The organism is Candidatus Eremiobacteraceae bacterium, from assembly GCA_035314825.1.
GTDB lineage: Bacteria > Vulcanimicrobiota > Vulcanimicrobiia > Eremiobacterales > Eremiobacteraceae > JAFAHD01.
Window position 1 is genome coordinate 1 of sequence record DATFYX010000066.1, and the last position, 21,573, is coordinate 21,573.

Consider the following 21,573-nt stretch of genomic DNA (forward strand, 5'->3'; position numbering starts at 1 on the left):
CTACGGACGATGAATGTTTGAGAGAGGCGACAGTCGTATGCTCCCGAAGTTCCGGCCGATGGTTCCGCGCCTGATCGCGATGCGATTTGGTATCACCATGGGTTCCTTGGTGTTACTCGCGATTCTTATTGTCTCGTGCGCGGGCGGCGGCGGCTCAAGCCCCGCTGCTGTTGGTCCTCAGCAGGTCGTGCCGACGCCAACACCGCATCCAACGCCGACTCCCTCCGGACCCGCCGACTGCACGACGTCAAAGGCCGTCCGGTACGCGCACGCGATGGCACGCCTTATGGAGGCGGCCCGTATCCCGGCGCGTCGGCTTATGACCGCTCGCGTAGGCCGCGGACCGGCGTCGCGCGTTTGCCCGGATCAGGCCGTCGGTCGCATGAGTTGCCGGTCTTGGGTCCGCACCGATCTTTCGCCGAGACTCCCCATGGGTTACGGGCCGAATGAGCTACAGTCGGCTTATAATCTTACCTCTGCGTCAAGCTCTAAAGGCGTGGGTCAAGTCGTCGCGATCGTGGACGCCTTCGACGATGTCAATGCCGAAAGCGACCTCACGTTTTACAGATCAGCCGCCGGATTGCCCGCGTGCACGACAGCTAACGGCTGCTTCATCAAGGTGAATCAAATTGGAATCGCTAGCAACTACCCGTCTGGAAATGGGGGATGGGCGCTAGAAGAATCTCTTGACCTCGACATGGTGTCTGCCGTGTGTCCGAAATGTGACATCATCCTCGTCGAAGCGAATACGAACAACAACTCGGATCTCTACACAGCTGAGGACACGGCTGCGACGACGTGTGGAGCAAATGTCATTTCCAACAGTTGGGGCGGCGGAGAGTATCCCTCAGAGACAAGTGATGAACTCCACTTCAATCGTCCGGGAATCATGATCACCTTTGCAAGCGGCGACAATCAGGCGCAAGCGAGCTATCCGCCGGCTTCCCAGTACGTGACATCTGTTGGTGGAACGACCTTGAATCTTGGCCCATACAGCGAAACAGTTTGGCCGGACTCTGGAAGTTGGTGCAGCCAATATATCGCGCAACCGTCATGGCAGGCGTTACTTGGTTCGTCATATACCAGCGTTTGTAGCGGGCGGATGTATAACGATGTCGCCGCGGTCGCAGATCCCGGCACCCCTGTAGCTGTGTATGACACCGCACCCGGCGGTTGCGGGGGCTGGTGTGGCGTGGGTGGCACTAGTGCGGCGACTCCGATCATTGCAGGCGTGTACGCTCTAGCTGAAAACGAAGGCTCGATCACATCCGGGTCATATTCATACAGCCACGCCGGCTCGCTGAACGCAATCACGATGGGGAATAACGGTCCCGAAACCCCCACGCCACCGACCCCGACTCCACCGGGAACCCCGCCACCGAACGGTTGCCCGCCGTATACCGGAACATTCATATGCAATGCCGGACCCGGCTACAATGGGCCCGCAGGCAATGGCTCGCCGAACGGGATCGGCGGGTTCTAGCTCCCCGAACAGGACATCTTGGTGTTGATGGTGCTCGCGCTCTCGGGCCAGCGAGCATAGAGCGTCGTCGAACCCTTGGGCTTGATCGGCCCGATTACCAATCTTGGGCCCTCGCTGCTCGTGCCGTTGTCATTGACGTAGGTCAATTGTAGGCTCGCTTTGGGCGACGGCGCATTGTCACTCGTGTTCTTCACGACGATCTCGACCGTGCCGGCGCCGGTCGGCTTCATGCTTGCAACTTGGGGGTTAGTGCAGACCGCATCGTCTGCGAAGGCCACGTTCGAGAGTCCCAGCAAAAGCGCGGCGAGCAACAAGCCCATAAGTACTTTCATGGTCCATCCTTTGAGCCGTTTCGACGAAGTCCTGGTGATCGGTCACCGCTTGGCGGGTGACTAAGGCGGCAAGCTTGGAACGCCGATATCCAAGCCATATCACTTGTAACGTTGGAGAAGGATATGATCGTTTCGCGCTCCCGCATTGCCTTCGTGCTCGTCATCGCTGCCGCAACGCTCGTTCAGGCCTGCAGCTCCTCGTCGACGTCTCCCTCTGCGACGGCCCCACCGGGAGCGACGACGATCTACGTCGCCAACCGCAACGGCGCTGACGTTCTTGAGTTTCCCATCACCGGAAACGGCAACATTCCGCCGACCGCCACGATCTCAGGCGCGAATACGCTGCTCACCGATCCCGATTCGCTGGCCGTGGACAGCAATGGGCTCGTCTACGTCCAAAATGACAGCGGCACGGATATCATGATCTTCAATGCGACAGGCAACGTCGCGCCGAGCGCTCAGATCGCAGGATCAAATACGGGGTTGGCCGCCTCGGTGGGATTGGCGGTTGACAGCGCGCTCAACATCTACGCGACGTCATACACGGCCAACACGCTCACGGAGTTCCCGCCCGGATCAAACGGCAACGTCGCGTTCTCCCACCAAGCCGTCGGGGCTGCGACCGGGCTCACGGGTGCGACGACGGTCGCCATATTCCAAGGCACTGCATACGTGACGAACCCGTCCACCGATACAGTGGTGGGGCTCACCGTTCCCGCGAGCGGCAATCAGGCGTACGTGTCCCTGCTCAGCGGGGCTGCCACGGGTTTGAACCAGCCATTCGGGATCGCGTTCGACACGTCTGGCAATATGTACGTCGCGAACGAGTCGGGCAACAGCATCACGGTCTTTGCACCGCCGTACAACGGCAATGCCGCGCCGATCCGAACGATTTCGGGTGCGGCCACTGGGCTCAATGCGCCGGACGCGGTGGTCCTGGACATTTCAAACAAACTCTACGTCGGCAACTACCCAGGGGCGGGCAACAGCTCGATCACGGTGTACGCGCCCGGCGCGACGGGCAACGCCGCACCGATCGCGACGATCAGCGGTTCGAACACGACGCTCGCCGGCCCATCGGGTATCGCACTGCACTAGGGTCCGCGGCCACTAAGCTTGTTTGGCATGGCCACGCAGGTCGCGTATTCTTAGCTCTTTCATCTGCGTGTCTAAGCCGAGACGCTCTTCGAGCTGCTCGAGCGGCAGCACTTCAATCCGGTTGGGCGACACCTCCGTATCGTTGAGGACCTTGCGGGCGACCTTCTCCTTGATCGCCGTGTGATCGACGTGCGCCGCGACCGCGATGTACAGATCGAGCTCGTCAAGATCGTTCGGATCGTCGTTGTGTTTCTTGACGATGAGCTGCCACTCCAGCACTTCCGGTATGCCGGCCATCGCGGGCAAAAAGTTGTTGAGATCGACCAGCGTGCCGCGGATCTTGGTGAGGTTCAGCTCGCCCATGTCGCTGCGCCGCGACAGCGTGGTTGACACCCGCGGCACCACGCGCCCGCAGCCAGGGCACGGGTCGTACACGACGCCGGTCTCGGCGATATCGCCGGTGCGATAGCGCAGCACGCACGAGCCTCGACCCTCAAGGTTCGTGTACACGATCTCGCCGCGCTCTCCCGGCTTGACCGGTTCTCCCGTGTCCGGATTGACGATCTCGAAGACGTCCAGCTCAGGATAGGTGTGGAAGCCGTACGACCTGTCGTAGTCGGGCGGCGGGCACTCGGCCCAGCATTGACGCGCCTCAGTAAAACCGTAGATGCTGTGCACCCGCACGCCCGGGCGGCCCATCTGCGCGCACATCTCGCCCAGCCGGGCGCGCAGCGGAGCGGGCACGCGCTCGCCGCCCAGCGCAATGCACTCCAAGTTCTGCAGCTTCAGGCCGTCGCTTGATGCTTGACGCAACATGTGATAGACGTATCCGGGGACGCCGATAAGCACGTTCGGCTGCATGCGCATCAGCGCGGTGATGTTGCCCGCGGTGCCGAGCACCTTGCCGCCGCCGGTGTGCAGCATCAGGCTGCCGCCAGCCGTACCCACGGCGTAGGTCTGCCAGAACGCGAGGTGCGGCGCAAACGGGAAGACGTTGAGCGATCGTCCGTCTTCAGCGATGCCCACGACGTCTTGAATGCGCCGGCCGACCCGGTAGAAGCGATCCATATCGCCGCCGGCATAGACGAACTGCGTCGGCAGCGCCGTGCGACCAGTCGTGAAGATGATCTGCACCGGCGCATATTCCGAGCGCACCTTGTGGGTCATGGCGGCCTCGCCGCGCATCAGCCGGGTCAGCGCGAGATCGAGCACTTTCATCTTCGGCGCGTAGCGGCGGATCTTCTCGGCGTCGGGCTGCAGGATCAGATCGAGGTGGCGCGTCGGATTTTCGGCGGTCGGCGCTATGTCCATTTTGGTGGTGAACGGGATGCGCCGCAGGTCTTCGAGCGAGCGGATGCTGCGCGGGTCGATCTTATTGGCGTCGAACAGCCGACGGTAAAACGGGCTGTAGGGATAGAGCTGCTCGTTGATGTGCCGGTGCAGGCGCGCGTTGCGTTCCGCCTGCCAGTCTGTCCATGGCCGCGTCGGCTTCCAGAGCGGCGCGTCGCGGATCTCGTCGAGCATATCGAATCGCTGTTCGCCCTTGACCCGGGCGACCCTGGGAGCTATACTCGCATCGTGCTATTTGTATGATTATTAAAAGTAATAGTGTCCCGGCCCAAGACGCCGTCTTCGGCTCGGCGATTTTCCGCGGCCCGGTCAAGACCAAGACCATCGTGCCGCTGCTGATCCTGCATCTGCTCTCCAAGGGGCCCGACCACGGCTACGGCCTCATCGAGCGCATCGACCGCATGACGGCCTCGGTCATGCCGGTGAATCCCAACACGATGTACCCCTTGTTGCGCCGCCTTGAAGAGCGCGGCTTCGTCATCGGGACATGGGAGCACCCTGACCGCCGCAGCCGGCGCATCTACCGCATCACCCGCGCGGGCCTGGAGCGCTACGAACAGATAAAAATCCGCACCCGTCCCCATTTGGACGCCCTTATTGAAGCCATGCTGCGGCTGCGCAGCGAAGTGCTTAACTCTCCCCCGCCAAAGACGGCGCGCCGGCGCAAGGTCCGTGCCGCCTCGGAGTCAGCATCGTGAAGAACGGAACCCTCAAAGACCGCGACGTCGTCGTCCTCAGCGCCGCGCGCACCCCAGTCGGCAATTTCGGCGGCGCGTACCGCGAATACGACGCGTTGCAGCTGGGCACGACTGCGGCCAAAGCCGCGATCGAGCGCGCCGGCATCGCTCCCGAGCAGATCGACGAAGTCATCATCGGCAGCGGCGGCCAGCCGATCGAGTTCGCCAACATCGCGCGCCAGATCTCGCTCGAAGCCGGCATCCCGATCGGCACGCCCGCATACAGCGTGCAGCGCAACTGCGCGAGCGGCGTGCAGTCGATCGCCAACGCGATGCAGGCAATTGCGTCAGGCGACGGCGACGTGTATCTCGTCGGCGGCACCGAGAACCAGTCGATGGCACCATATGTCATCCCGTCGGCGCGTTGGGGCGCGCGCCTACGTCCGGCAGAGATGCTCGATCCGATCTGGACCGGGCTGACCGACCATCACACCGGCATGCTCATGGGCGCCACCGCCGAGTTGCTCGCCGACGAGTTCGGCATCACGCGCGAACAACAGGACCAACTCGCGGTCGAAAGCCACAACAAGGCGTTTCGCGCCCAGCGCACGGGCAAGTTCAACGACGAGCTCGTGCACGTCCAAGTCCCAAAGAAGCACGGCGAACCCGAGACGGTGGCCAAAGACGAGGGCCCGCAAGCCGGACTCTCGGTGCAAAAGCTTGCGCTCTATCCCGCCGTTTTCAAGAAAGGCGGCACGGTCACGCCGGGCAATTCGTGCCCCATCAACGATGCGGGCGCGGCGCTGATCGTGTCGAGCTACGCCAAAGCGCGCGAGCTCGGCAAGACGCCGCTTGCCGTCATCCGCTCGTATGCATTCTCGGGCTGCGATCCGCGCACCATGGGCCTGGGCCCGACCGTCGCCACGCCCAAGGCGCTGGCGCGTGCGGGCATCACGCTCGACGACATCCAACTCGTCGAGTTCAACGAAGCGTTTGCCGCCCAATACCTCGCCTGCGAGAAGATCATGGAGCTTGACCGCAGCATCGTCAACGTCAATGGCGGGGCGATCGCTCTTGGCCATCCGATCGGAGCCACGGGCTCGCGCCTGACCACGACGCTGGTCTTCGAGATGCGCCGCTCCGGCAAGCGCTACGGCCTGGTGACCATGTGCGTCGGCGGCGGTCAAGGCGGTTCACTGGTCATCGAGAACACGGAGGCCGCGTAGTCAGATGTACATCTTCAAGTGCGCCGTCGTCGGCGCCGGCGCCATGGGCGGCGAAATCGCGCAAGTCGTCTCGTGGGCCGGCTTGCCGGTGCTGCTCAAAGACGTCGACCAAAAAGCGCTCGACCACGGCATCGCGACCGCGCGCGCGGTCTACGAGCGGCGCGTCAAAGCGGGCAAGCTCACCCAGGCCGAGATGGACGAGAAGATGGCGCTCATCACGCCGACGCTCAGCTACGATGAGTTCGGCGACGTCGACTTCGTCATCGAAGCGGTACCCGAGAAACTCTCCATCAAGCAAGCGGTCTTCGGCGAGCTCGATAAGGTCTGTCAAAGCACCGCGATCCTGGCCAGCAACACCTCAGCGCTCTCGATCACCGCGCTGGGCGCCGCCACCAAACGTCCGGGGCAAGTCGTCGGCTTCCACTTCTTCAATCCGGCGTCGGTGATGAAACTGATCGAAGTCGTCGCGGGCCAGCAGACGAGCAAGGACACGATGGACACCGCGGTGTCGTTCGCCGAAGAGCTGCGCAAGATCCCGGTCAAGGTCAAAGAGTGCGCGGGCTTCGTGGTCAACCGCGTGCTGATGGCGTCGATGGTCGAGATCATCAAGGCGCGCGAGGAGCTGGGCGTGGATCACGAGGCGGTCGACAAGATCGTCGTCGAGCGCGGCGGCGTGCCGATGGGCCCGTTCCTGTTGTCCGATATGTTGGGACTCGACATCGCGGCCGACGTCGCGTCGACGCTCGAAAAGGCGTACGGGCCGCGCTTTGCGGCTCCCAAGGAGTTGGCCGACCTCGTCGCCGCGGGCGATCTCGGCGTCAAGACCGGCAAGGGCTTCTACACGCACACCAAGGCGGAGGTCTAGGGGACCATGGCGATCACACAAGACAAAGAGACGGCGCTGGTCGAGCGTTTCAGTTACGCGGCAATCGCGGAAGCGGGCCGGCTGCTCGACGAGCAGATCGCTAGCGCTAAGGACATCGATCTGGCGATGCGCGCCGGCGCAGGCTTTGCGACCGGTCCTCTCGAGCAGGCCGACACCATCGGGCTCGATACGGTGCTCGAGACGCTGCGCCGCCTACACGCGCAGTACGGCGACAACTACAAGCCGAGCGCGACGCTCGAGGGACTCGTCGCCAAAGGCGCGCTCGGCAAGAAGACCGGCCGCGGCTTTTTGGAGTATTCGTGATGGCTGATACCGCGACGGCGACCTATTCGAACATCCTGGTCGACATCCAAGGCGGCGTCGCGCTCATCACCATCAACCGGCCGCCGGCCAACGCGCTCTCCAAGGCGACGCTCGAGGAGCTCAAAGCCGCGTTCGATGCGCTCGAGGGCGACGCCAATGTCCGCGCGATCGTGATCACGGGCGCGGGCCAGTACGTCTTCATCGGCGGCGCGGACATCACCGAGTTCGTGGGGCTCGACGAAGCCGGTGCGCGTGCATCGGTGCAGCGCGGCCACGACCTGTTCAACAAGATCGAGCATTATCCGAAGCCGGTCATCGCCGCGATCAACGGCGTGTGCGTCGGCGGCGGCAACGAGCTGGCGATGGCGTGCGACATCCGCATCGCCGCCGAGAGCGCGAAGTTCGGCCAGCCAGAAGTCAACTTGGGCATCATCCCGGGTTGGGGCGGCAGCCAGCGTCTGCCGCGCTTGGTCGGCAAGGGCCGCGCGCTCGAGATGATGCTGACCGGCGACCTCGTGAAGGCCGATGACGCCGCGCGCTACGGCCTGGTCAACAAGGTCGTGCCCGACAACGAAGTCCTCACCCACGCGCGCAACCTCGCGCGCAAACTCGCCATGGGCGCACCGCTGGCGATGAAATACATCAAGGCCTCGACCAACATCGGACTCGAGCAGGGCACCGCGGCGGGCCTCAAGGCCGAATCCGAGGCCGTGGGCACCATCTTCGCAAGCAATGACGCCAAGGAAGGCGTCGCGGCGTTCCTCGGCAAGCGCCGGCCCAAATTCACCGGCACATAAGGAAAGGCATCATCATGGCTATCGCCACCAAACCCGAAGGTCTCAACTACGAACTGCCTGAGGATCTCAAGCTGCTGCGCCGCTCGATCCGCGAGTTCGTCGAAAAAGAGCTGTGGCCGGTCGGCCAGCAGGTCGAGGACACCGACGAGATACCGAAGGCGACCATCGACAAACTCAAAGAGATGGGCATGTTCGGCTTGCCGTTCTCCGAGGAGTACGGCGGCGCCGGCGTCGGCGAACTCGGGTATTGCATCGCGCTCGAAGAGCTGGGTCGCGCCAACGCGTGCTTCTCCAACCTCATCGGCGCGCATTGCAGCATCGGCGCGATGGCGCTGTATCTCGACGGCAGCAAAGAGCTCAAGGACAAGTATTTCCCAGATCTGTGCGCCGGCGAGAAGATCGCGTGTTTCGCGCTGTCCGAACCCGCCGCCGGTTCGGATGCCGCCAACATCCAGACGAGCGCCGTGCGACAAGGCGACGCCTTTGTGCTCAACGGCGTCAAGCATTTCATCACCAACGGCGACCTGGCGGATTTCGCGACGGTGTTCGCCGTCACCGACAAGAGCCTAGGCGCGCGCGGCGGCATCACCGCGTTCTGGGTCGATCTCAATCAGCCGGGCGTCAAGCGCGGACCCAACGATAAGAAGATGGGCCTGTACGGCAGCCATACGTGCGAGTTGATCTTCACCGATGCCAAGGTGCCGGCCGATCACGTCATCGGTCAGGTCGGGATGGGCTTCATCACCGCGATGAAAACGCTCGACATGGGACGGCTTTCGTTGGGTGCCGGCTGCGTCGGCGCGTCGCAGTTCGCGCTCGAGCGCGCGATCGGGCACGCGAAGGAGCGCGTGCAGTTCGGCAAGCCGATCGCCAAGCAGCAAGCGGTGCAGTTCATGCTCGCGGACATCGCGACCGAGATCTACGCCGCGCGCAACATGGTGTATAACGGCGCGTGGAAGGCCGATCGGGGCGAGCGCTTCTCGATGGAAGCCGCGATGGTCAAACGCTACTGCTCCGACATGGCGATCCACGTGGTCGACCGCGTGCTGCAGATCTTCGGGGGCATGGGCTTCATGAAAGAGACGGGCATCGAGCGCGGCTATCGCGATGCGCGCATCCTCGCCATCTACGAAGGTACGAACGAGATCCAACGCATGATCATCGCCGAGGAACTGCTCAAGTAGCGTGCGCCTCGCGGTCTGCGTCGCAGCGGTCCCAAATCCCGCAAAGGTGAAATGGGATCGCTTTCGTCAGTTGCTCGACGTCCAAGACGCCGAGCCGGTGCTCAACCCGGCCGATCGCAACGCGCTCGAACTGGCTGCGTCGCTTGCCAAAGCGACAGGCACGACCTTTGATGTCTATTGCGCCGGGCTGGGCGCGTCGGCAGCGCTGCGCGAGGCTGCGGTGTTCGGCGCTGACCGCTTGGTCGCGATCGGCGACCCGCGCCTCGAAAGCGCCGATGAAGCCGGGATCGCGGCTGCACTGTCCGACTCGATACGGCACGATGGCGGTGCGGACGTCGTCTTCTGCGGCGCTGCGACTGCGTCGCTCGGCAGCGGCGCCGTGCCCGGCTACTTGAGTTCGTCGCTTGAGGCCGGCCTGCGGTCAGATGTCGTGGACGTGCGCGCCGAAAGCGATGCGTTAAGCGTGGTGCTCATCGATGGTCCTTCGCTCGTGCGTTCGGACGCCGCGACCCCGCTGGTCATCGCTGCGGCGCGATACGGCATCCAGGTGCGTGCCGTGTCGCCGATCCTGCTGATGCGCGCGTCGAAGAAGCCGATCGAAGAGGTCTTGCTCGACTACCCCGCTCCGTTGCCCAGCACGGGCGCGACCGATGGACCGCTCGAATCCAATCGCAAGCGCCGCTTGAATGAGACCGTCGACGGCCCCGACGTTACCGCCCGCGCGATCACGCTCGTCTCCGCACTGCGCGAGCGCCAACTGGTCTGATATGCCGGTCACCGTCGACCTCGAGAAATGCATCGGTTCGCGCGACTGCCTCAACGCCTGCGCGTTCAACGCGATCGACGTCATCGACGGCAAGGCGGTCATCTACGAGAACTGCGTCGACTGCGACGCGTGCGTGCGCGCCTGCCCGACGCACGCCATCATCTCGGCCACGCCCGCAGAAGCGGCCGGCGGCGCCATCCTCGTCGTCGACTTCGCCGAGCGTTCCGGCATCAATCCGATCGTCGACCGGACCGCAAGACGAGCGAACGCAAACGCGGCGGGTGTGCGCGTCGACCCGACGGATGCGGGCGCAGCCAGCACGGCGATCATCCAAGAAGCGCAGACCAACGAAACGGGTCTGATCGTCTTGCCGCACGATGGTGCCGGCTCTGCCGTCGCGGCCCGCGTGGCGGCCGGTTTGAACGCTGCGCTGCTCAGCGGCTGCAGCGATTTCACGGTCGATGATGCCGGCGGCGTGCGAGCGACTCGGCTGCGCTACGGCGGCATCGTCAAGACTTCAAGCCGCACCGGCCCAGGCAAGACCGTCGTCACGTTGGTGCCTCGAGGACCCGCGCAATTTGCTGGGCGCCCGCTTGACGCCGGCGCCCCGGCGGAACGGATCGGCGACGCACCGAGTCCGCCGGTAGAGCTGGCTCGCATCGTCGTCGCGCTCAGTCCGGATCTTCCGCCAGAAGCGCTTGAAGCAGGCCGCGCGATCGCGCGTGCGCTCGGCGCGGAGACGATCGATGCAACCGCGCTTCCCGGGAACGCGCTCTCACCCGAACTGTATGTCGCGATTGGCGTCGCCGGCTCCACTGAGCATAACGCGGCGATCAGCGGCGCGGGCACCGTGGTCGCGCTGGTCGCAGACGCGAACGCTCCCATCGCCCAAGCGGCCGACTACCTACTGGTCGGCGACGTGAGCGCGCAGGCCAAGGCGTTGTTGTCCGCGCTTTAGCGCTGATCGGCTTTGAGCCACACGTCCTCGAGCGGCATGTGGGCAACGCCCGCCGGGTAGTCTCCTTGGGGATGGTTGACCGTCCATTCCTGGCAGATGCGTGCGAGATATTCGAACTGATCCCATAACGCTGGACCGTCGACGCGCCGCATGATCGCGAGCGCCGGGCCCAAGGCTTGCCAATTGCGCACCACGACGGCCGCCCACAGCGATGTGCAGATCTCGCGGTCGATGATGCCGTGGCGGACGAACGTTCCCAAGGATTCGAAGAAATTGCCGACGACCGTCACCGGGCGCAGCTGCTCGTCGATCGGGCTTTTCAAGAGCCGGTGGCGCACCTCGGGGTCCTTGAGCAGCTCGGGCAGATCGTAGGCCACGAAGCGCTGCGCCTCGGCGAACTCGGGCGACTCGAGCACCTCGCGGCTTTCCGTCAACGCGGAAATAGAGTTCGAACCGCTCAGATGGCGCAGCTGCACGAACGCAGCCACAGCGGTCGCCGCGATGACCAAGAGCGTGCCGATCGATGCAAGCGTCGTGATGAGTTCGAGACTCACGTCTTCACCTCGACGCCCGGTTTTGCCCTCACCGCCGGCTTCGCCTTGAGCCGGAACGGCGTTCTAAGAACCGCCCAACCATGGTCCAAGAACGGACGCTCGATCAAGTACGTCGTCGCGATCGCTACCAGAATGGCGGCGCACAGCGGCAAGAGATTGGCGATGAGCGTCGAGTGCGGCCACGCACGGAAAAACGGCAGCACGTGGACCGCGACCCAGACGATGACGAACTTATTCCACAGATACAAATTGTACGAGATGAACGCGAAGTAGACGAACACGGGATTGGCGATGATGCGTTGCCACGCGGACGCACCGAGCATGCCGCTGACCGCGAAGACGGCCAGCAGAAGGCCGAAGATCGATCGGTACGTGTTCTGCCACTGCCACGCGGCCGGCCCTGCGCCGGTGTGGATCAGGTTCGCGAACATCGCGTTGATCCCGAAAGCCGCAAGCAGCGAGATCGCGGTGAAGAGCGGCCACCAGCGGTGCAGCTGCGGAAAATGGGAGCGGAACATGACGATGAGGTACGAGCTGCCCATGCCGAACGCGAAGAGATCGAGGAAGCCCGGCAGTTGATACACATAGAACGAATCGCCCGCACCGCCGTGCAGCGCCAAATGCAGGCGATACGCCTGCGCCGCGGCGATCAACGAGAGCGGCGTGGCCAGCGGCCAGCGACGGAACGCCCATGCGATCGCTGGGAAGAGCACGTAAAATTGGATCTCGACCGCAAGCGACCAGAGCGGGCCGTTGATCGCGAAGAACGTGCTCTTGTAAATCGAATGCGCGAAGACGAGATGTAAGCCGTAGCTCTGCAGCAGCTTGAGGGCCGCGTCCATCGCCGCGGGCCTGGGAAGCTCCAATGCCAGCACGGCGGTCATGAACGTCAGCGAAAAAAGGTAGCTTGGCAAGATCTTGAGCGCCCGGCGGTCCACGAAATGCGCCACCGTCTGAAGCGGCTTGCCCTCGAACAGCGTGCGCGCATACGGATAGAACAGCACGAAGCCGCTGATGAAGAAAAACACCTCGACGCCGAGGAAGCCCGCGCCCGCAAACGTGTTGATTCCAAAGGACACCGCGCCGAGGCGCAGGTGGAGATCGGTCGCCAGCGCTTCCTTGAGATGGTAGATCAGCACCATGAGCACGGCAACGCCGCGCATGCCGTCCATGAAGGCGATGTGCTGCGTGCCCTGACCCCCACGCGGCAATGCAGCGGCTTGAGATGACGCCATCATTGAAGATATCGGCAGAAAGGCCGCTTGCCGCCCCTAGGAATCGGCGTGCGCCGCGACGCACAGGGTCCATATGCTGGTGCGTCGCTTCATACCGATCATCGCGCTCGCGCTGCTCGTCGGCTGCAGCCAAAACTCGACGAGCCCGCTGCCGCAGGCACCGTCGAACCTGTACGTGGCGGATTTCTTCGACGGTTTCGCCGTGTACGCGACGCCGTTCTCCGCCGCATCGATGCCGTCCGCAAAGCAGACGATCACGGGCGGCGGAGGCGACGTGGCGCTCGATGCCAACGGCGATTTCTATGTCACGGCGCCATCGTCGGTGGAGATGTTCGTGCCGCCGGTCTCGAGCACGAGCACGCCGTCGCTGACCATCGGGCCGATCGCCGGCGCGCTCAACGTCATCGGACTGGCATTCGACTCAGCGGGCGGCCTGTACGTCGCGGACGCCTTTTCGAAACAGATCTTCTATTTCGCGCGGCCGCTCGGCTCGGCGATCCCGACGACGACGTTCACGGCCACGCAGCCATTCGATCCCACGTATCTCACCTTTGACGCCGCCGGCAGCCTGTACGTGTCCAACTTCACCGGCAGCGCGATCGACGTGTTCCACCCGCCGTTCACCGGCGGCGTCAACGCGCCGGCCGCGATCATCGCGATCACCAAGTCACCGCCGTTCGGCGTCAAGCTCGACAACGCTGGACAGCTCGTCGTCGGTCTTGTCGACGGCGAGCTTGCGGTTTTCAATCCGCCGTTTGCCACCGGCTCGACGCCGGCGTTCTACATCGCGGCGCCCACGATCAATGGCGCCGCCGCGGCCGAGGCCGGCGGTGAGACGATCGACTCGTTCGGCAACTTCTACGTGCCGTATGGCTCGAACGGCGGAGCGAACTCTGGCGCGAACGCGGGTGTGGGCGTGTTCGCCGCGCCCCTGAGCCCGGCCAGCACGCCGTCTCTGGTCATCAGATCAGGTCTGATCCAGCCGACCGGCACCGCCTTCGGGCGTTAGCGTCCGCCGAACTACACGAGCGAAGCGTCGGCGACCGCGATCGAACCGTCGATCTGGTGCACCGTCACGTCGCGGATCCCGAGGTAGCTCGCGAGCTGACCGGCAGGCACCGTCAGCGGTCCAGGTTTGGGCCGGCTGCCGGGCGTGGGCTGGGGGAACGCGGTCGACGCGGCGGTGTAGAACTGCACCTTGCCATCGTTCTTCTGGAAGACCTGATGGATGTGGCCGTTGAGCACGGTGACCGACTCGAAGCGCTGCAGATGCGCGAGCAGCTCCGCGTAGTCGTCCGTCGTCCAGCCCCAGTCAGGATAGACCGCGGCAAGCGGGATGTGCGCGAAGACCACGATCGGAGTTGACGGCTTCTGCGCGGCTAGATCGGCTCTAGCCCACTCGAGCTGATCGCGTCCGAGAAAGCCGCCGGCCGTGATGTCGATGACGTTGGTCAGCGCCAGCGCGTGCACGCCGGCCATGTCGAACGAGTACCATGGCGTCGGCGACCCGGCTTGGAACATCGAGAAGTACATCTTGCCTTTGTCGTTGATGACGTCGTGCTCGCCCGGCACGCTGAAGAACGAGCCGGTCCTGATCGTTCCGAGCATCTGCTTGACCGTGTCGAACTCCTCGGGCTTGGACAAGTGGCTCAAATCGCCGGTGTGCATGACGAAGTCCGGCCGGCGCGGCAGTGCATTGATCTTGTCGATCGCCGCTTGGAATGTGCCGATCACATCGCCGTTGGCCTCGCCGTGAAAACCGATGTGCGTGTCGCTGATCTGCACGAAGGTCGCCGTCGAGCCCGGGATGTCCGCGGCGGCTGCGACGTCCACGGCGCCGAACGGTTTGCCCACCAGCCCAGCCGCGGTCAACCCGTAGACCACGCCCGTGCCGCACCAGGCCATGCACTCGAGGAATTTGCTGCGATCGATCGTCGGCTCGCTCATTTGGACGTCTCCACGATGACGACGCCCTTCATGTACGGATGCGCCGAGCAGTGATACGGGTACGTGCCGGGCTTGACGAACACGTAGCGGAACGTATCGCCTTGCCCAAGTCCTTTGGAATCGAACGATCCATCGTCCGCGGTGACCGTGTGCGGATCGTCGTCTTGATTTTTCCACACGACGGCGGTGCCCGCGACGATCGTCACCTTCGGCGCTTTGAACGCGTAGCCGTCGATCACGACATGCGTATCGGCGGCGGCGGTGGTGCTCGCGCCGTCTGCCAGGGCTGAGTTGCAGGCGAGCCCGACTCCGGCGATCAGCGCTCCGAGCGCGACCACGATGAATGTATTTCTGCGCATGAACATCTCCATGACGACCGGCTAAAGGTGGCCGCCATGTGATGTATGCCGCCGGCGCCCCGGCGGTTCACATCAAGAGGAGAGGTTAAGCGTCCTCGCCAGGCTCGGAGTCCGGCGGAAGCGGTACGAATACGAGCGCGATCGCGTACGCGATCACGATGAAAGCGATGAGCGAAATGGCGATGATCGCAAATGAGTCCATCAGGCGGCACCTCGACGAGCAAAGACGATGCGCAAGAGCACGATGACGACGATGAACCCGAGGATCCACCAGATCCAGCTCACGTCGGCCCCATCCGCGTCGAAGCGCCGCTGCGCGGCCGCCACTTGCGCAGGTGCGGGGCCGTGGCCGCCTGACGGACCGCCTTCGATGACGTCGGCGATCGTGCTGACGGCCTCGATGACGCCGCCGTCGACATCCCCCGACTTGATCGCGGATCGCAAGGAGCGCCGTACGGCCCCTGGGAGCGCGGGCGGCACGAGCCCAGCGGTCTGCGGATCGAACAGGATAGCTTGATCGCCGTCCTGCACGATATAGACAAGCGCGCCTTTGGGCGCGCGCAGGTGTGCCTCCCGTAGCACCGTCTCGATCGCAAGCACGCCACCATGAGACCTGACCGTCACGACCGCGACGCTCTTGCCGGTTCTTGCCGCGAGCGCGTCGTCGATCGAGTCGATGCGCACGATCGCAGTTTGACTTAGCATGTGCGCGCCGTCGTCGACGTGACTCGCCGCCGCGGCGAGCGCCAGCACGGCGCCAAAGACGCGCATGCACGTGAGCACGGGGATCAGCGCGTTGTGACCGGTTGGAAGATCATCACGGCGGCCGCTGCGACGACCGACAGCACGAACGCGACCAAGAACACGAGCGTGAACCCGCGGTAGATCTTCTCACGCGTGCTCTTCTTGAACTTGCCGAATATCATGAGGCGGCTCGCTTCGCCGCCGAAGCCGGCTTGCCCCACAACCGTTCCAGATTGTAGAACTCGCGCGTCTGCGGCAAGAACACGTGCACGATGACCGGTCCGTAGTCGACGAGGATCCAACCGCCATCGGCGTAGCCTTCGGTGCGGATCGGCGAACCGAAGCGGTCCTCGCACGCTTCGACGACCGCGTCGGCGACCGCGCGGGCCTGGATGAGCGAGCGGCCGGTCGCGAGCACGAAATAATCGGCGAAGTTGGCAAGCTTGCGGATATCGAGCATGACGACATCCTCGGCCTTCTTGCCCTGCGCGGCGTCGCGGCACAGGCGCGCCAGCACGAGCACATCGGCATCGTCAAGCAAGCCGATGGTCGCGCGCGTGCTCGCGATGCCGTTGCGCTGCGGCGCGAGCAATGCAGCGGGTACCGCCGCGCGCGCGACGGGTTTGTGCTTGGCGCCGATCGCCGTGCGCGGGCGCCCGGCTTTGGTTCGACCCGGCTTGGCTCGGCCGGGCTTGCCGCGCTTAACTCGTTTGGCCATGTAGTCGTACCAAGTCGTTATAAACCTCCAGCGTTTGCGGCGCGATCGGGACTCCGCGCGCGAGCAGATATTCCATGGATGCTTTCACGCACGCAAGCATGCCCTCGTCGAGCGAGCGCATGGCGGCAGCTTCGAGCGAGGCGCGGCCGGCGAAGGTGCGCGACGGCTCGAACGAATCGGCCAAGAAGACGACCTTCTGCAACGGCGACATGCCGGGCACGGCGACGGTGTGTGTCGCGATGGCGGCGAGCACGTCCTCGTCCATCACGCCGAACTCGCGACGAGCGATATCGGCGCCGACCGCAGCGTGCAGCAGCACCGGAGCGGCGGCCTCGATTTCGCTGATGGCGATTCGGTGTTCGCGCGCGTATGCGAGCAGATCGTCTGCGGTCCATTCACGCGCAAGATCGTGCAGCATGCCGGCGGTGCGAGCCGCTTGCATGGACAGTCCGTGGCGGCGCGCGAGCTTCTCGCCCATACGCGCGACGCCGAGCACGTGTTTGTAGCGTGCACCGGCCAGCCGCGAGCGCACGATCGCGCATAGACGGATGAAGCGGATACCGGCTCCGGCGGTCTGCGTCGTGGCACGCGGTTCCAGGTGGGCCGTCAGCGCAAGCTCTCTTTCAGCGTGGCCAGCCGGTTCCGATAGATCGTGCCTTTGAGATTGCCCGCCCACATGACGAGCGCGTTCTCGTCGTTATCCGAATAATAGCCGCGGCGCGTGTTCACGACGGTGAAACCGTACTTCTTGTAGAGCTTCTGCGCGGTCAGATTCGATTCGCGCACCTCGAGCGTGACCCACGACGCGCCGCGATCGATCGCTTCGTCGAGCAGCCATACGAGCATGCGCTCGCCGTAGCCGCGTCCTTGGAACGCCGGATCCACGGCGACGGTCGTGATGTGCGCGTCTTCGAGGATGACCCAGAGGCCGCCGTAGGACACGATGGCGTCCTCGAAGCGGCCGACGAAGTAGTGCGCGAGCTTGTTCTCGGTCAATTCGTTCTGAAACGCGTTCCGCGGCCACGTCGTGGAGAAGCACTGCGCTTCCACGCGCAGGACCTCGCCGACGTCCTCGACCCGCATCGCCGTGATGTCGAGGGTCCGGGATAGCGATTTCATGGGGTCAGGTTCGCGCCCGCGTACACCCCTCCATTCTTAAGGGCGCGCCCGGGTCGCTTCCCAGTTGATGACGGCGTTGGGACGCTGGCCGTAGTCGATGGCGATGCGCCGCCAGTCGGCATCGGCGCCGTCGCGCAGGCGTGCCGCACCGAGGCGCGCGACCGCCCGCGCTCGGTCGCCTGGGCCGCGCGATGCGAAGCTGCCCGCGGTGACGGCATCGCGCCGCGACGAGACCGCGTCGCACTCGCCGTGGAGCATGACCGGCCGGCCGCTCTCGCGCGCGAGCGCTTCGACCGCCTGCGAAATCGCGGGCGCGTCGCCGCGCGCGAAAATCGTTTCAGCCTCTTCGCCGGCGCGCAGCCGAGCATAGTAGTAGCCCTTCTTGCCGGTCACGATCGCCGCACGCGGATAGAGCGCCCGGCTGCCGGCCTCCGCCACGTCGTACGCAGACACGCCGATGCATGGCAGATCCCGCGCCTGCGCGAGCCCCTTCGCGAACGCGACGCCGATGCGCAAACCGGTGAACGATCCCGGGCCGGCGCACACCGCGATTGCGCCGACGTCTGCAAGCGCGGTCTCCGCCTCGCCGAGCGCGGCGGTGATGCAATCGAGCAGCGATGAAAGCGCCTGACCTGCACCGGCGATCGCGGACGAGCGCTCATCGCCGACGATCGCCGCCTCGACCGGCCCGGAGGTCGTGATGCCGAGGACGATCATACCGACACCGCGTCCGCGTGCACGCCGAATCCTTCGATGTGCGCCACGCGGGCCTCGCCGTCGATCTGCAACTCGACCTCGATGCGATCGGCAGGCCACGCAGCGGGCGCGCGCTCGGGCCACTCGACCAGCGTGATGCCGTCCGCCGGCACGTACTGCGACAGCTCCAGATCTTCGACGTCGCGCGGATCTTCAAGCCGGTACAGATCGAGATGCGAGACCGGCATGGTTCCGCCGGCATAGTAATGGGCGATCACGAACGTGGGGCTGGCAGCACGACCGGCGCCCAGCGCCTCAACGACGCCCTCCACCAATGTGGTCTTGCCGGCGCCAAGCGGGCCTCGCAGCAAGACAAGCGTGCCGGGCGTGCTCGAGGCCGCAAGGCGAGCTCCGAGCGCTCTTGTCGCGGCGGCGTCGGATAGTGATAGTGTCAGATGTCCCAAAGCAAGGCTCATCTTCACCGACCATCCAGCGCGCCCTGCGGGAGGGTTTGGGGCCCAAATCGAACCCTGTCGTGTTGATCCTTTGCGCGTCGAAACCACGCGCTACTACAGAAAAGGCGCACTCTATCCTTGTGTCCAGCTGACGACGACGCCCGCTCCAAAGACGGCGGCGGTAGGAAACCGCGCGCCGACATGAGCTTCGAAGAATACCGGCACACCACGCCCTCGGATCGCGTCCTGACGGTCAATATCGAGGACGAGATGCGCAGCTCGTATCTCGATTACGCCATGAGCGTGATCGTGGCGCGCGCGCTGCCCGACGTCCGCGATGGCCTCAAACCGGTCCACCGGCGCATCTTATACGCCATGTCGCAGCTCGGGCTCAACCCCGATAAGCCGCACCGTAAATCCGCCGGCACGGTGGGCGAGGTGCTCAAGAACTATCACCCGCACGGCGACGTCTCCGTGTACGACGCGCTGGTGCGCATGGCGCAAGATTTCAGCCTGCGCTATCCATTGATCAACGGCCACGGCAATTTCGGTTCGATCGACGGCGACCCGCCGGCCGCCATGCGCTACACCGAGTCGCGCCTCGCGCCGCTCGCGCTGGAGATGCTCGCCGACATCGATCGCGAGACGGTCGACTTCGTCCCGAACTACGACTCGTCGTCGCGCGAGCCGTCGCTGCTGCCCGCGCGCCTGCCCAATCTGCTGGTCAACGGATCGTCGGGCATCGCCGTCGGCATGGCGACCAACATCCCGCCGCACAACTTGGGCGAGATCTGCGATGCTGCGATCGCGATCATCGAGGACCGCGAGCTTGACGACGAAGCGCTGCTCAAGATCGTCACCGGCCCGGACTTCCCGACCGGCGCGCTCATCTTGGGGCGCGAAGGCATCCGTCAGAGCTATCTGACCGGCCGCGGTTCGATCGTTCTGCGCTCCAAACACGAATTCGAAGAGCTGCGCGGCGGCCGCCAAGCGATCATCGTCAACGAGATCCCGTATCAGGTCAACAAGTCGCGCCTGCTCGAGTCGATCGCCGAGATGGTGACGCTCAAGAAGACCGCCGGCATCGCCGACCTGCGCGACGAGAGCGACCGCAAAGGCATGCGCATCGTCATCGAGCTCAAGCGCGACGCCTCGGCCCAGCTCGTGCTCAACCAGCTCTACAAGCACACGCCGCTGCAGACGAGTTTCGGCGTGAACAATGTGGCGCTCGTGGACGGCCAGCCGCGCACGCTGACGCTGCGCGAGATGGTCGTCGAATACGTCGAGCACCGCAAGGTCGTCATCACGCGCCGCGCGCAGTACGATCTGCGCAAGGCCAAAGAGCGCGCGCACATCTTAGAAGGTTACCGCATCGCGCTCGAGCATCTCGACGCGGTCATCAAGCTCATCCGCGCGTCGCAGACCACCGATGAAGCGCGCACCGGCCTGATGAAGAAGTTCGAGCTGACCGAGATCCAGGCCAACGCGATCCTCGACCTGCGCCTGCAGCGCCTGGTCGCACTCGAACGTCAGAAGATCGAAGACGAGTACGTCCAGCTGCTCAAGACGATCGCGGGCCTTGAAGAGCTGCTGCGCAGCCAGCGCCGCATCTATGGCGTGGTCAAAGAAGAGATCAACGCGCTCAAAAAGCGCTTCGCCGACAAACGGCGCACGCAGATCGTCGAAGCCGAAGGTGAATTCGCGATCGAGGACCTCATCCCCGATCAGCCGGTCGTCCTCACCGCGACCGCTGGCGGCTACATCAAACGCCAGAACGTCGATGTGTTCCGCGCGCAAAACCGCGGCGGCCGCGGCATCTCCGGACTGGCGTTGAAGAAGGAAGACGTCGTCAGATTCTTGTTCTCGGCGACGACCCACCAGCACGTGCTCTTCTTCTCCAACCGCGGGCGCGTGTACCGGTTGCGCGCGCACGAGATCCCCGACGCGTCGCGCCAGGCACGCGGTACGGCGCTCGTCAATCTGCTGACGCTGCCGCCGGGCGAGATCATCACCGCCGTCATGCCGGTGCGCCAGCTCAAGACCGAAGAATTCTTGGTGATGGTCACCAAGAAGGGCTTCATCAAGAAGACGCACTTGTCCGAATTCGGCAACGTGCGGCGCAGCGGACTCATCGCCATCAATCTCATGCCGGGCGACGAGCTGCTCTCGGTCGCGCTCACCAACGGCAAAGCGGAGATGCTGCTCGCGACGACCGCCGGCTTTGCGATCCGCTTCGACGAAAGCAAAGTACGTCCGATGGGTCGCGCCAGCCGCGGCGTGCGCGCAGTGCGTTTGGGATCGCGCGATCTCGTGCGGGCCATGGACGTGGTCTCCAAAGATCGCCGCGAGGTGCTGGTCATCACGACCAAAGGCTACGGCAAGCGCACCAAGATCGATCTGTATCGAAAGACCAATCGCGGCGGCAAGGGCATCAAAGCGTTTGCCAAGACCGCCAAGAACGGCGACATCGTCGAGCAGCTGCTCGTCAAGCCCGACGATGAGATCATGCTCATATCGTCAAAAGGTGTGGTCATCCGGACCAAGGTGTTCCAGATCCGCGAGACCGGGCGTGCCGCGCAAGGCGTGCGCGTCATGAAGCTCGATGAGGGAGACGTCGTGACCGGCGCGGCCAACATAGGCCAGCGCACGGAGGAGATGGAACGTCTCTAACATTAAGACAGTGGCG

General features: G+C 64.3%; 25 protein-coding genes. 12 read left to right on the top strand and 13 right to left on the bottom strand.

The features are described 5' to 3' along the window. Positions 1-517: 517 nt before the first annotated feature. A complete protein-coding gene (locus tag VKF82_08265; protein HME82054.1) occupies positions 518-1,483 on the top strand; it encodes a S8 family serine peptidase in 966 nt (321 codons plus the stop codon). Here the strand turns inward: VKF82_08265 and VKF82_08270 are convergent. Further along, complete coding sequence (locus VKF82_08270) at positions 1,480-1,815, bottom strand: hypothetical protein (protein ID HME82055.1); 336 nt, start codon at positions 1,813-1,815, stop codon at positions 1,480-1,482. The two genes, VKF82_08265 and VKF82_08270, sit on opposite strands and share 4 nt — an antisense overlap. Positions 1,816-1,938: 123 nt before the next feature. Here VKF82_08270 and VKF82_08275 point away from each other — a divergent pair, with 123 nt between their 5' ends. After that, positions 1,939-2,913 (top strand): hypothetical protein, encoded by a 975-nt coding sequence (locus VKF82_08275; GenBank protein HME82056.1) that lies wholly within the window; start codon positions 1,939-1,941, stop codon positions 2,911-2,913. A 12-nt stretch (positions 2,914-2,925) separates the two neighbouring features. On the opposite strand, the gene VKF82_08280 is transcribed toward VKF82_08275, so the two are convergent. Then, on the bottom strand, positions 2,926-4,437 hold the full coding sequence (locus tag VKF82_08280) for an AMP-binding protein (protein ID HME82057.1): 1,512 nt from the start codon (positions 4,435-4,437) through the stop codon (positions 2,926-2,928). A gap of 65 nt (positions 4,438-4,502) precedes the next feature. On the opposite strand from VKF82_08280, the gene VKF82_08285 reads away from it, so the two are divergent. Genes VKF82_08285 through VKF82_08320 form a run of 8 tightly spaced genes read left to right on the top strand, consistent with a single transcriptional unit; the run spans position 4,503 to position 11,060 of the window. Further along, complete coding sequence (locus VKF82_08285; protein ID HME82058.1) at positions 4,503-4,961, top strand: PadR family transcriptional regulator; 459 nt, start codon at positions 4,503-4,505, stop codon at positions 4,959-4,961. Next, positions 4,958-6,166 (top strand): thiolase family protein, encoded by a 1,209-nt coding sequence (locus VKF82_08290; GenBank protein HME82059.1) that lies wholly within the window; start codon positions 4,958-4,960, stop codon positions 6,164-6,166. Before VKF82_08285 ends, VKF82_08290 begins: the two co-directional genes overlap by 4 nt. A gap of 4 nt (positions 6,167-6,170) precedes the next feature. Continuing rightward, positions 6,171-7,031 (top strand): 3-hydroxyacyl-CoA dehydrogenase family protein, encoded by an 861-nt coding sequence (locus VKF82_08295; protein ID HME82060.1) that lies wholly within the window; start codon positions 6,171-6,173, stop codon positions 7,029-7,031. Between the two features lie 6 nt (positions 7,032-7,037). Beyond that, complete coding sequence (locus VKF82_08300; protein HME82061.1) at positions 7,038-7,355, top strand: 3-hydroxyacyl-CoA dehydrogenase family protein; 318 nt, start codon at positions 7,038-7,040, stop codon at positions 7,353-7,355. Then, positions 7,355-8,152 (top strand): enoyl-CoA hydratase-related protein, encoded by a 798-nt coding sequence (locus VKF82_08305; GenBank protein ID HME82062.1) that lies wholly within the window; start codon positions 7,355-7,357, stop codon positions 8,150-8,152. Before VKF82_08300 ends, VKF82_08305 begins: the two co-directional genes overlap by 1 nt. Positions 8,153-8,166: 14 nt before the next feature. Then, positions 8,167-9,336, top strand: a complete 1,170-nt coding sequence (locus VKF82_08310; GenBank protein HME82063.1) for an acyl-CoA dehydrogenase family protein — start codon at positions 8,167-8,169, stop codon at positions 9,334-9,336. Position 9,337: 1 nt separating this feature from the next. Further along, on the top strand, positions 9,338-10,102 hold the full coding sequence (locus tag VKF82_08315; GenBank protein ID HME82064.1) for a hypothetical protein: 765 nt from the start codon (positions 9,338-9,340) through the stop codon (positions 10,100-10,102). Position 10,103: 1 nt separating this feature from the next. Continuing rightward, entirely contained in the window at positions 10,104-11,060 is a 957-nt protein-coding gene (locus tag VKF82_08320) for a 4Fe-4S binding protein (protein HME82065.1), read from the top strand. On the opposite strand, the gene VKF82_08325 is transcribed toward VKF82_08320, so the two are convergent. Together VKF82_08325 and VKF82_08330 are read right to left on the bottom strand one after the other, a co-directional pair. Beyond that, positions 11,057-11,614 carry a hypothetical protein gene (locus VKF82_08325; GenBank protein HME82066.1) on the bottom strand — a complete coding sequence of 186 codons (558 nt, stop codon included), beginning with the start codon at positions 11,612-11,614 and terminating at the stop codon, positions 11,057-11,059. The two genes, VKF82_08320 and VKF82_08325, sit on opposite strands and share 4 nt — an antisense overlap. Then, positions 11,611-12,852, bottom strand: a complete 1,242-nt coding sequence (locus tag VKF82_08330) for an acyltransferase (GenBank protein ID HME82067.1) — start codon at positions 12,850-12,852, stop codon at positions 11,611-11,613. Before VKF82_08330 ends, VKF82_08325 begins: the two co-directional genes overlap by 4 nt. 76 nt (positions 12,853-12,928) lie before the next feature. Here VKF82_08330 and VKF82_08335 point away from each other — a divergent pair, with 76 nt between their 5' ends. After that, positions 12,929-13,858, top strand: coding sequence for a hypothetical protein (locus tag VKF82_08335; GenBank protein HME82068.1), 930 nt, complete (start codon positions 12,929-12,931; stop codon positions 13,856-13,858). An 11-nt stretch (positions 13,859-13,869) separates the two neighbouring features. Here the strand turns inward: VKF82_08335 and VKF82_08340 are convergent, their stop codons facing one another. The 9 genes from VKF82_08340 to tsaE all read right to left on the bottom strand — a co-directional run bounded on the left by VKF82_08340 (position 13,870) and on the right by tsaE (position 18,908). Further along, a complete protein-coding gene (locus VKF82_08340; protein ID HME82069.1) occupies positions 13,870-14,796 on the bottom strand; it encodes a metallophosphoesterase in 927 nt (308 codons plus the stop codon). Continuing rightward, positions 14,793-15,155 (bottom strand): cupredoxin family copper-binding protein, encoded by a 363-nt coding sequence (locus VKF82_08345; protein HME82070.1) that lies wholly within the window; start codon positions 15,153-15,155, stop codon positions 14,793-14,795. Before VKF82_08345 ends, VKF82_08340 begins: the two co-directional genes overlap by 4 nt. A gap of 201 nt (positions 15,156-15,356) precedes the next feature. Next, entirely contained in the window at positions 15,357-15,926 is a 570-nt protein-coding gene (locus tag VKF82_08350) for a TPM domain-containing protein (GenBank protein HME82071.1), read from the bottom strand. 17 nt (positions 15,927-15,943) lie between these two features. Beyond that, on the bottom strand, positions 15,944-16,081 hold the full coding sequence (locus VKF82_08355; GenBank protein ID HME82072.1) for a hypothetical protein: 138 nt from the start codon (positions 16,079-16,081) through the stop codon (positions 15,944-15,946). Beyond that, a complete protein-coding gene (gene rsfS / locus VKF82_08360; protein ID HME82073.1) occupies positions 16,078-16,617 on the bottom strand; it encodes a ribosome silencing factor in 540 nt (179 codons plus the stop codon). The genes VKF82_08355 and rsfS overlap by 4 nt, the downstream gene beginning before the upstream one ends. Next, positions 16,601-17,149 (bottom strand): bis(5'-nucleosyl)-tetraphosphatase (symmetrical) YqeK, encoded by a 549-nt coding sequence (gene yqeK / locus VKF82_08365; protein ID HME82074.1) that lies wholly within the window; start codon positions 17,147-17,149, stop codon positions 16,601-16,603. The genes rsfS and yqeK overlap by 17 nt, the downstream gene beginning before the upstream one ends. A gap of 74 nt (positions 17,150-17,223) precedes the next feature. Continuing rightward, positions 17,224-17,736, bottom strand: coding sequence for a ribosomal protein S18-alanine N-acetyltransferase (gene rimI / locus VKF82_08370; protein HME82075.1), 513 nt, complete (start codon positions 17,734-17,736; stop codon positions 17,224-17,226). 36 nt (positions 17,737-17,772) lie between these two features. Next, positions 17,773-18,453: a tRNA (adenosine(37)-N6)-threonylcarbamoyltransferase complex dimerization subunit type 1 TsaB gene (gene tsaB, locus VKF82_08375; protein HME82076.1), complete on the bottom strand. Its 681-nt coding sequence runs from the start codon at positions 18,451-18,453 to the stop codon at positions 17,773-17,775. Beyond that, positions 18,450-18,908, bottom strand: a complete 459-nt coding sequence (tsaE, locus tag VKF82_08380) for a tRNA (adenosine(37)-N6)-threonylcarbamoyltransferase complex ATPase subunit type 1 TsaE (GenBank protein HME82077.1) — start codon at positions 18,906-18,908, stop codon at positions 18,450-18,452. The genes tsaB and tsaE overlap by 4 nt, the downstream gene beginning before the upstream one ends. A gap of 180 nt (positions 18,909-19,088) precedes the next feature. On the opposite strand from tsaE, the gene gyrA reads away from it, so the two are divergent. Then, positions 19,089-21,557 (top strand): DNA gyrase subunit A, encoded by a 2,469-nt coding sequence (gene gyrA / locus VKF82_08385; GenBank protein HME82078.1) that lies wholly within the window; start codon positions 19,089-19,091, stop codon positions 21,555-21,557. Positions 21,558-21,573 lie beyond the last annotated feature (16 nt).

Bases quoted from the DNA above. Each gene is read 5' to 3' on its own strand.
- VKF82_08305 (HME82062.1), top strand. From the start codon at position 7,355: ATGGCTGATACCGCGACGGCGACCTATTCGAACATCCTGGTCGACATC.
- VKF82_08330 (HME82067.1), bottom strand. From the start codon at position 12,852: ATGATGGCGTCATCTCAAGCCGCTGCATTGCCGCGTGGGGGTCAGGGC.
- VKF82_08340 (HME82069.1), bottom strand. From the start codon at position 14,796: ATGAGCGAGCCGACGATCGATCGCAGCAAATTCCTCGAGTGCATGGCC.
- gyrA (HME82078.1), top strand. From the start codon at position 19,089: ATGAGCTTCGAAGAATACCGGCACACCACGCCCTCGGATCGCGTCCTG.
- VKF82_08295 (HME82060.1), top strand. From the start codon at position 6,171: ATGTACATCTTCAAGTGCGCCGTCGTCGGCGCCGGCGCCATGGGCGGC.
- tsaB (HME82076.1), bottom strand. From the start codon at position 18,453: ATGATCGTCCTCGGCATCACGACCTCCGGGCCGGTCGAGGCGGCGATC.
- VKF82_08345 (HME82070.1), bottom strand. From the start codon at position 15,155: ATGCGCAGAAATACATTCATCGTGGTCGCGCTCGGAGCGCTGATCGCC.
- VKF82_08350 (HME82071.1), bottom strand. From the start codon at position 15,926: ATGCGCGTCTTTGGCGCCGTGCTGGCGCTCGCCGCGGCGGCGAGTCAC.
- VKF82_08285 (HME82058.1), top strand. From the start codon at position 4,503: ATGATTATTAAAAGTAATAGTGTCCCGGCCCAAGACGCCGTCTTCGGC.
- VKF82_08300 (HME82061.1), top strand. From the start codon at position 7,038: ATGGCGATCACACAAGACAAAGAGACGGCGCTGGTCGAGCGTTTCAGT.
- VKF82_08280 (HME82057.1), bottom strand. From the start codon at position 4,437: ATGCTCGACGAGATCCGCGACGCGCCGCTCTGGAAGCCGACGCGGCCA.
- tsaE (HME82077.1), bottom strand. From the start codon at position 18,908: ATGAGCCTTGCTTTGGGACATCTGACACTATCACTATCCGACGCCGCC.
- rimI (HME82075.1), bottom strand. From the start codon at position 17,736: ATGAAATCGCTATCCCGGACCCTCGACATCACGGCGATGCGGGTCGAG.
- VKF82_08310 (HME82063.1), top strand. From the start codon at position 8,167: ATGGCTATCGCCACCAAACCCGAAGGTCTCAACTACGAACTGCCTGAG.
- VKF82_08275 (HME82056.1), top strand. From the start codon at position 1,939: ATGATCGTTTCGCGCTCCCGCATTGCCTTCGTGCTCGTCATCGCTGCC.
- VKF82_08355 (HME82072.1), bottom strand. From the start codon at position 16,081: ATGATATTCGGCAAGTTCAAGAAGAGCACGCGTGAGAAGATCTACCGC.
- rsfS (HME82073.1), bottom strand. From the start codon at position 16,617: ATGGCCAAACGAGTTAAGCGCGGCAAGCCCGGCCGAGCCAAGCCGGGT.
- VKF82_08320 (HME82065.1), top strand. From the start codon at position 10,104: ATGCCGGTCACCGTCGACCTCGAGAAATGCATCGGTTCGCGCGACTGC.
- VKF82_08270 (HME82055.1), bottom strand. From the start codon at position 1,815: ATGAAAGTACTTATGGGCTTGTTGCTCGCCGCGCTTTTGCTGGGACTC.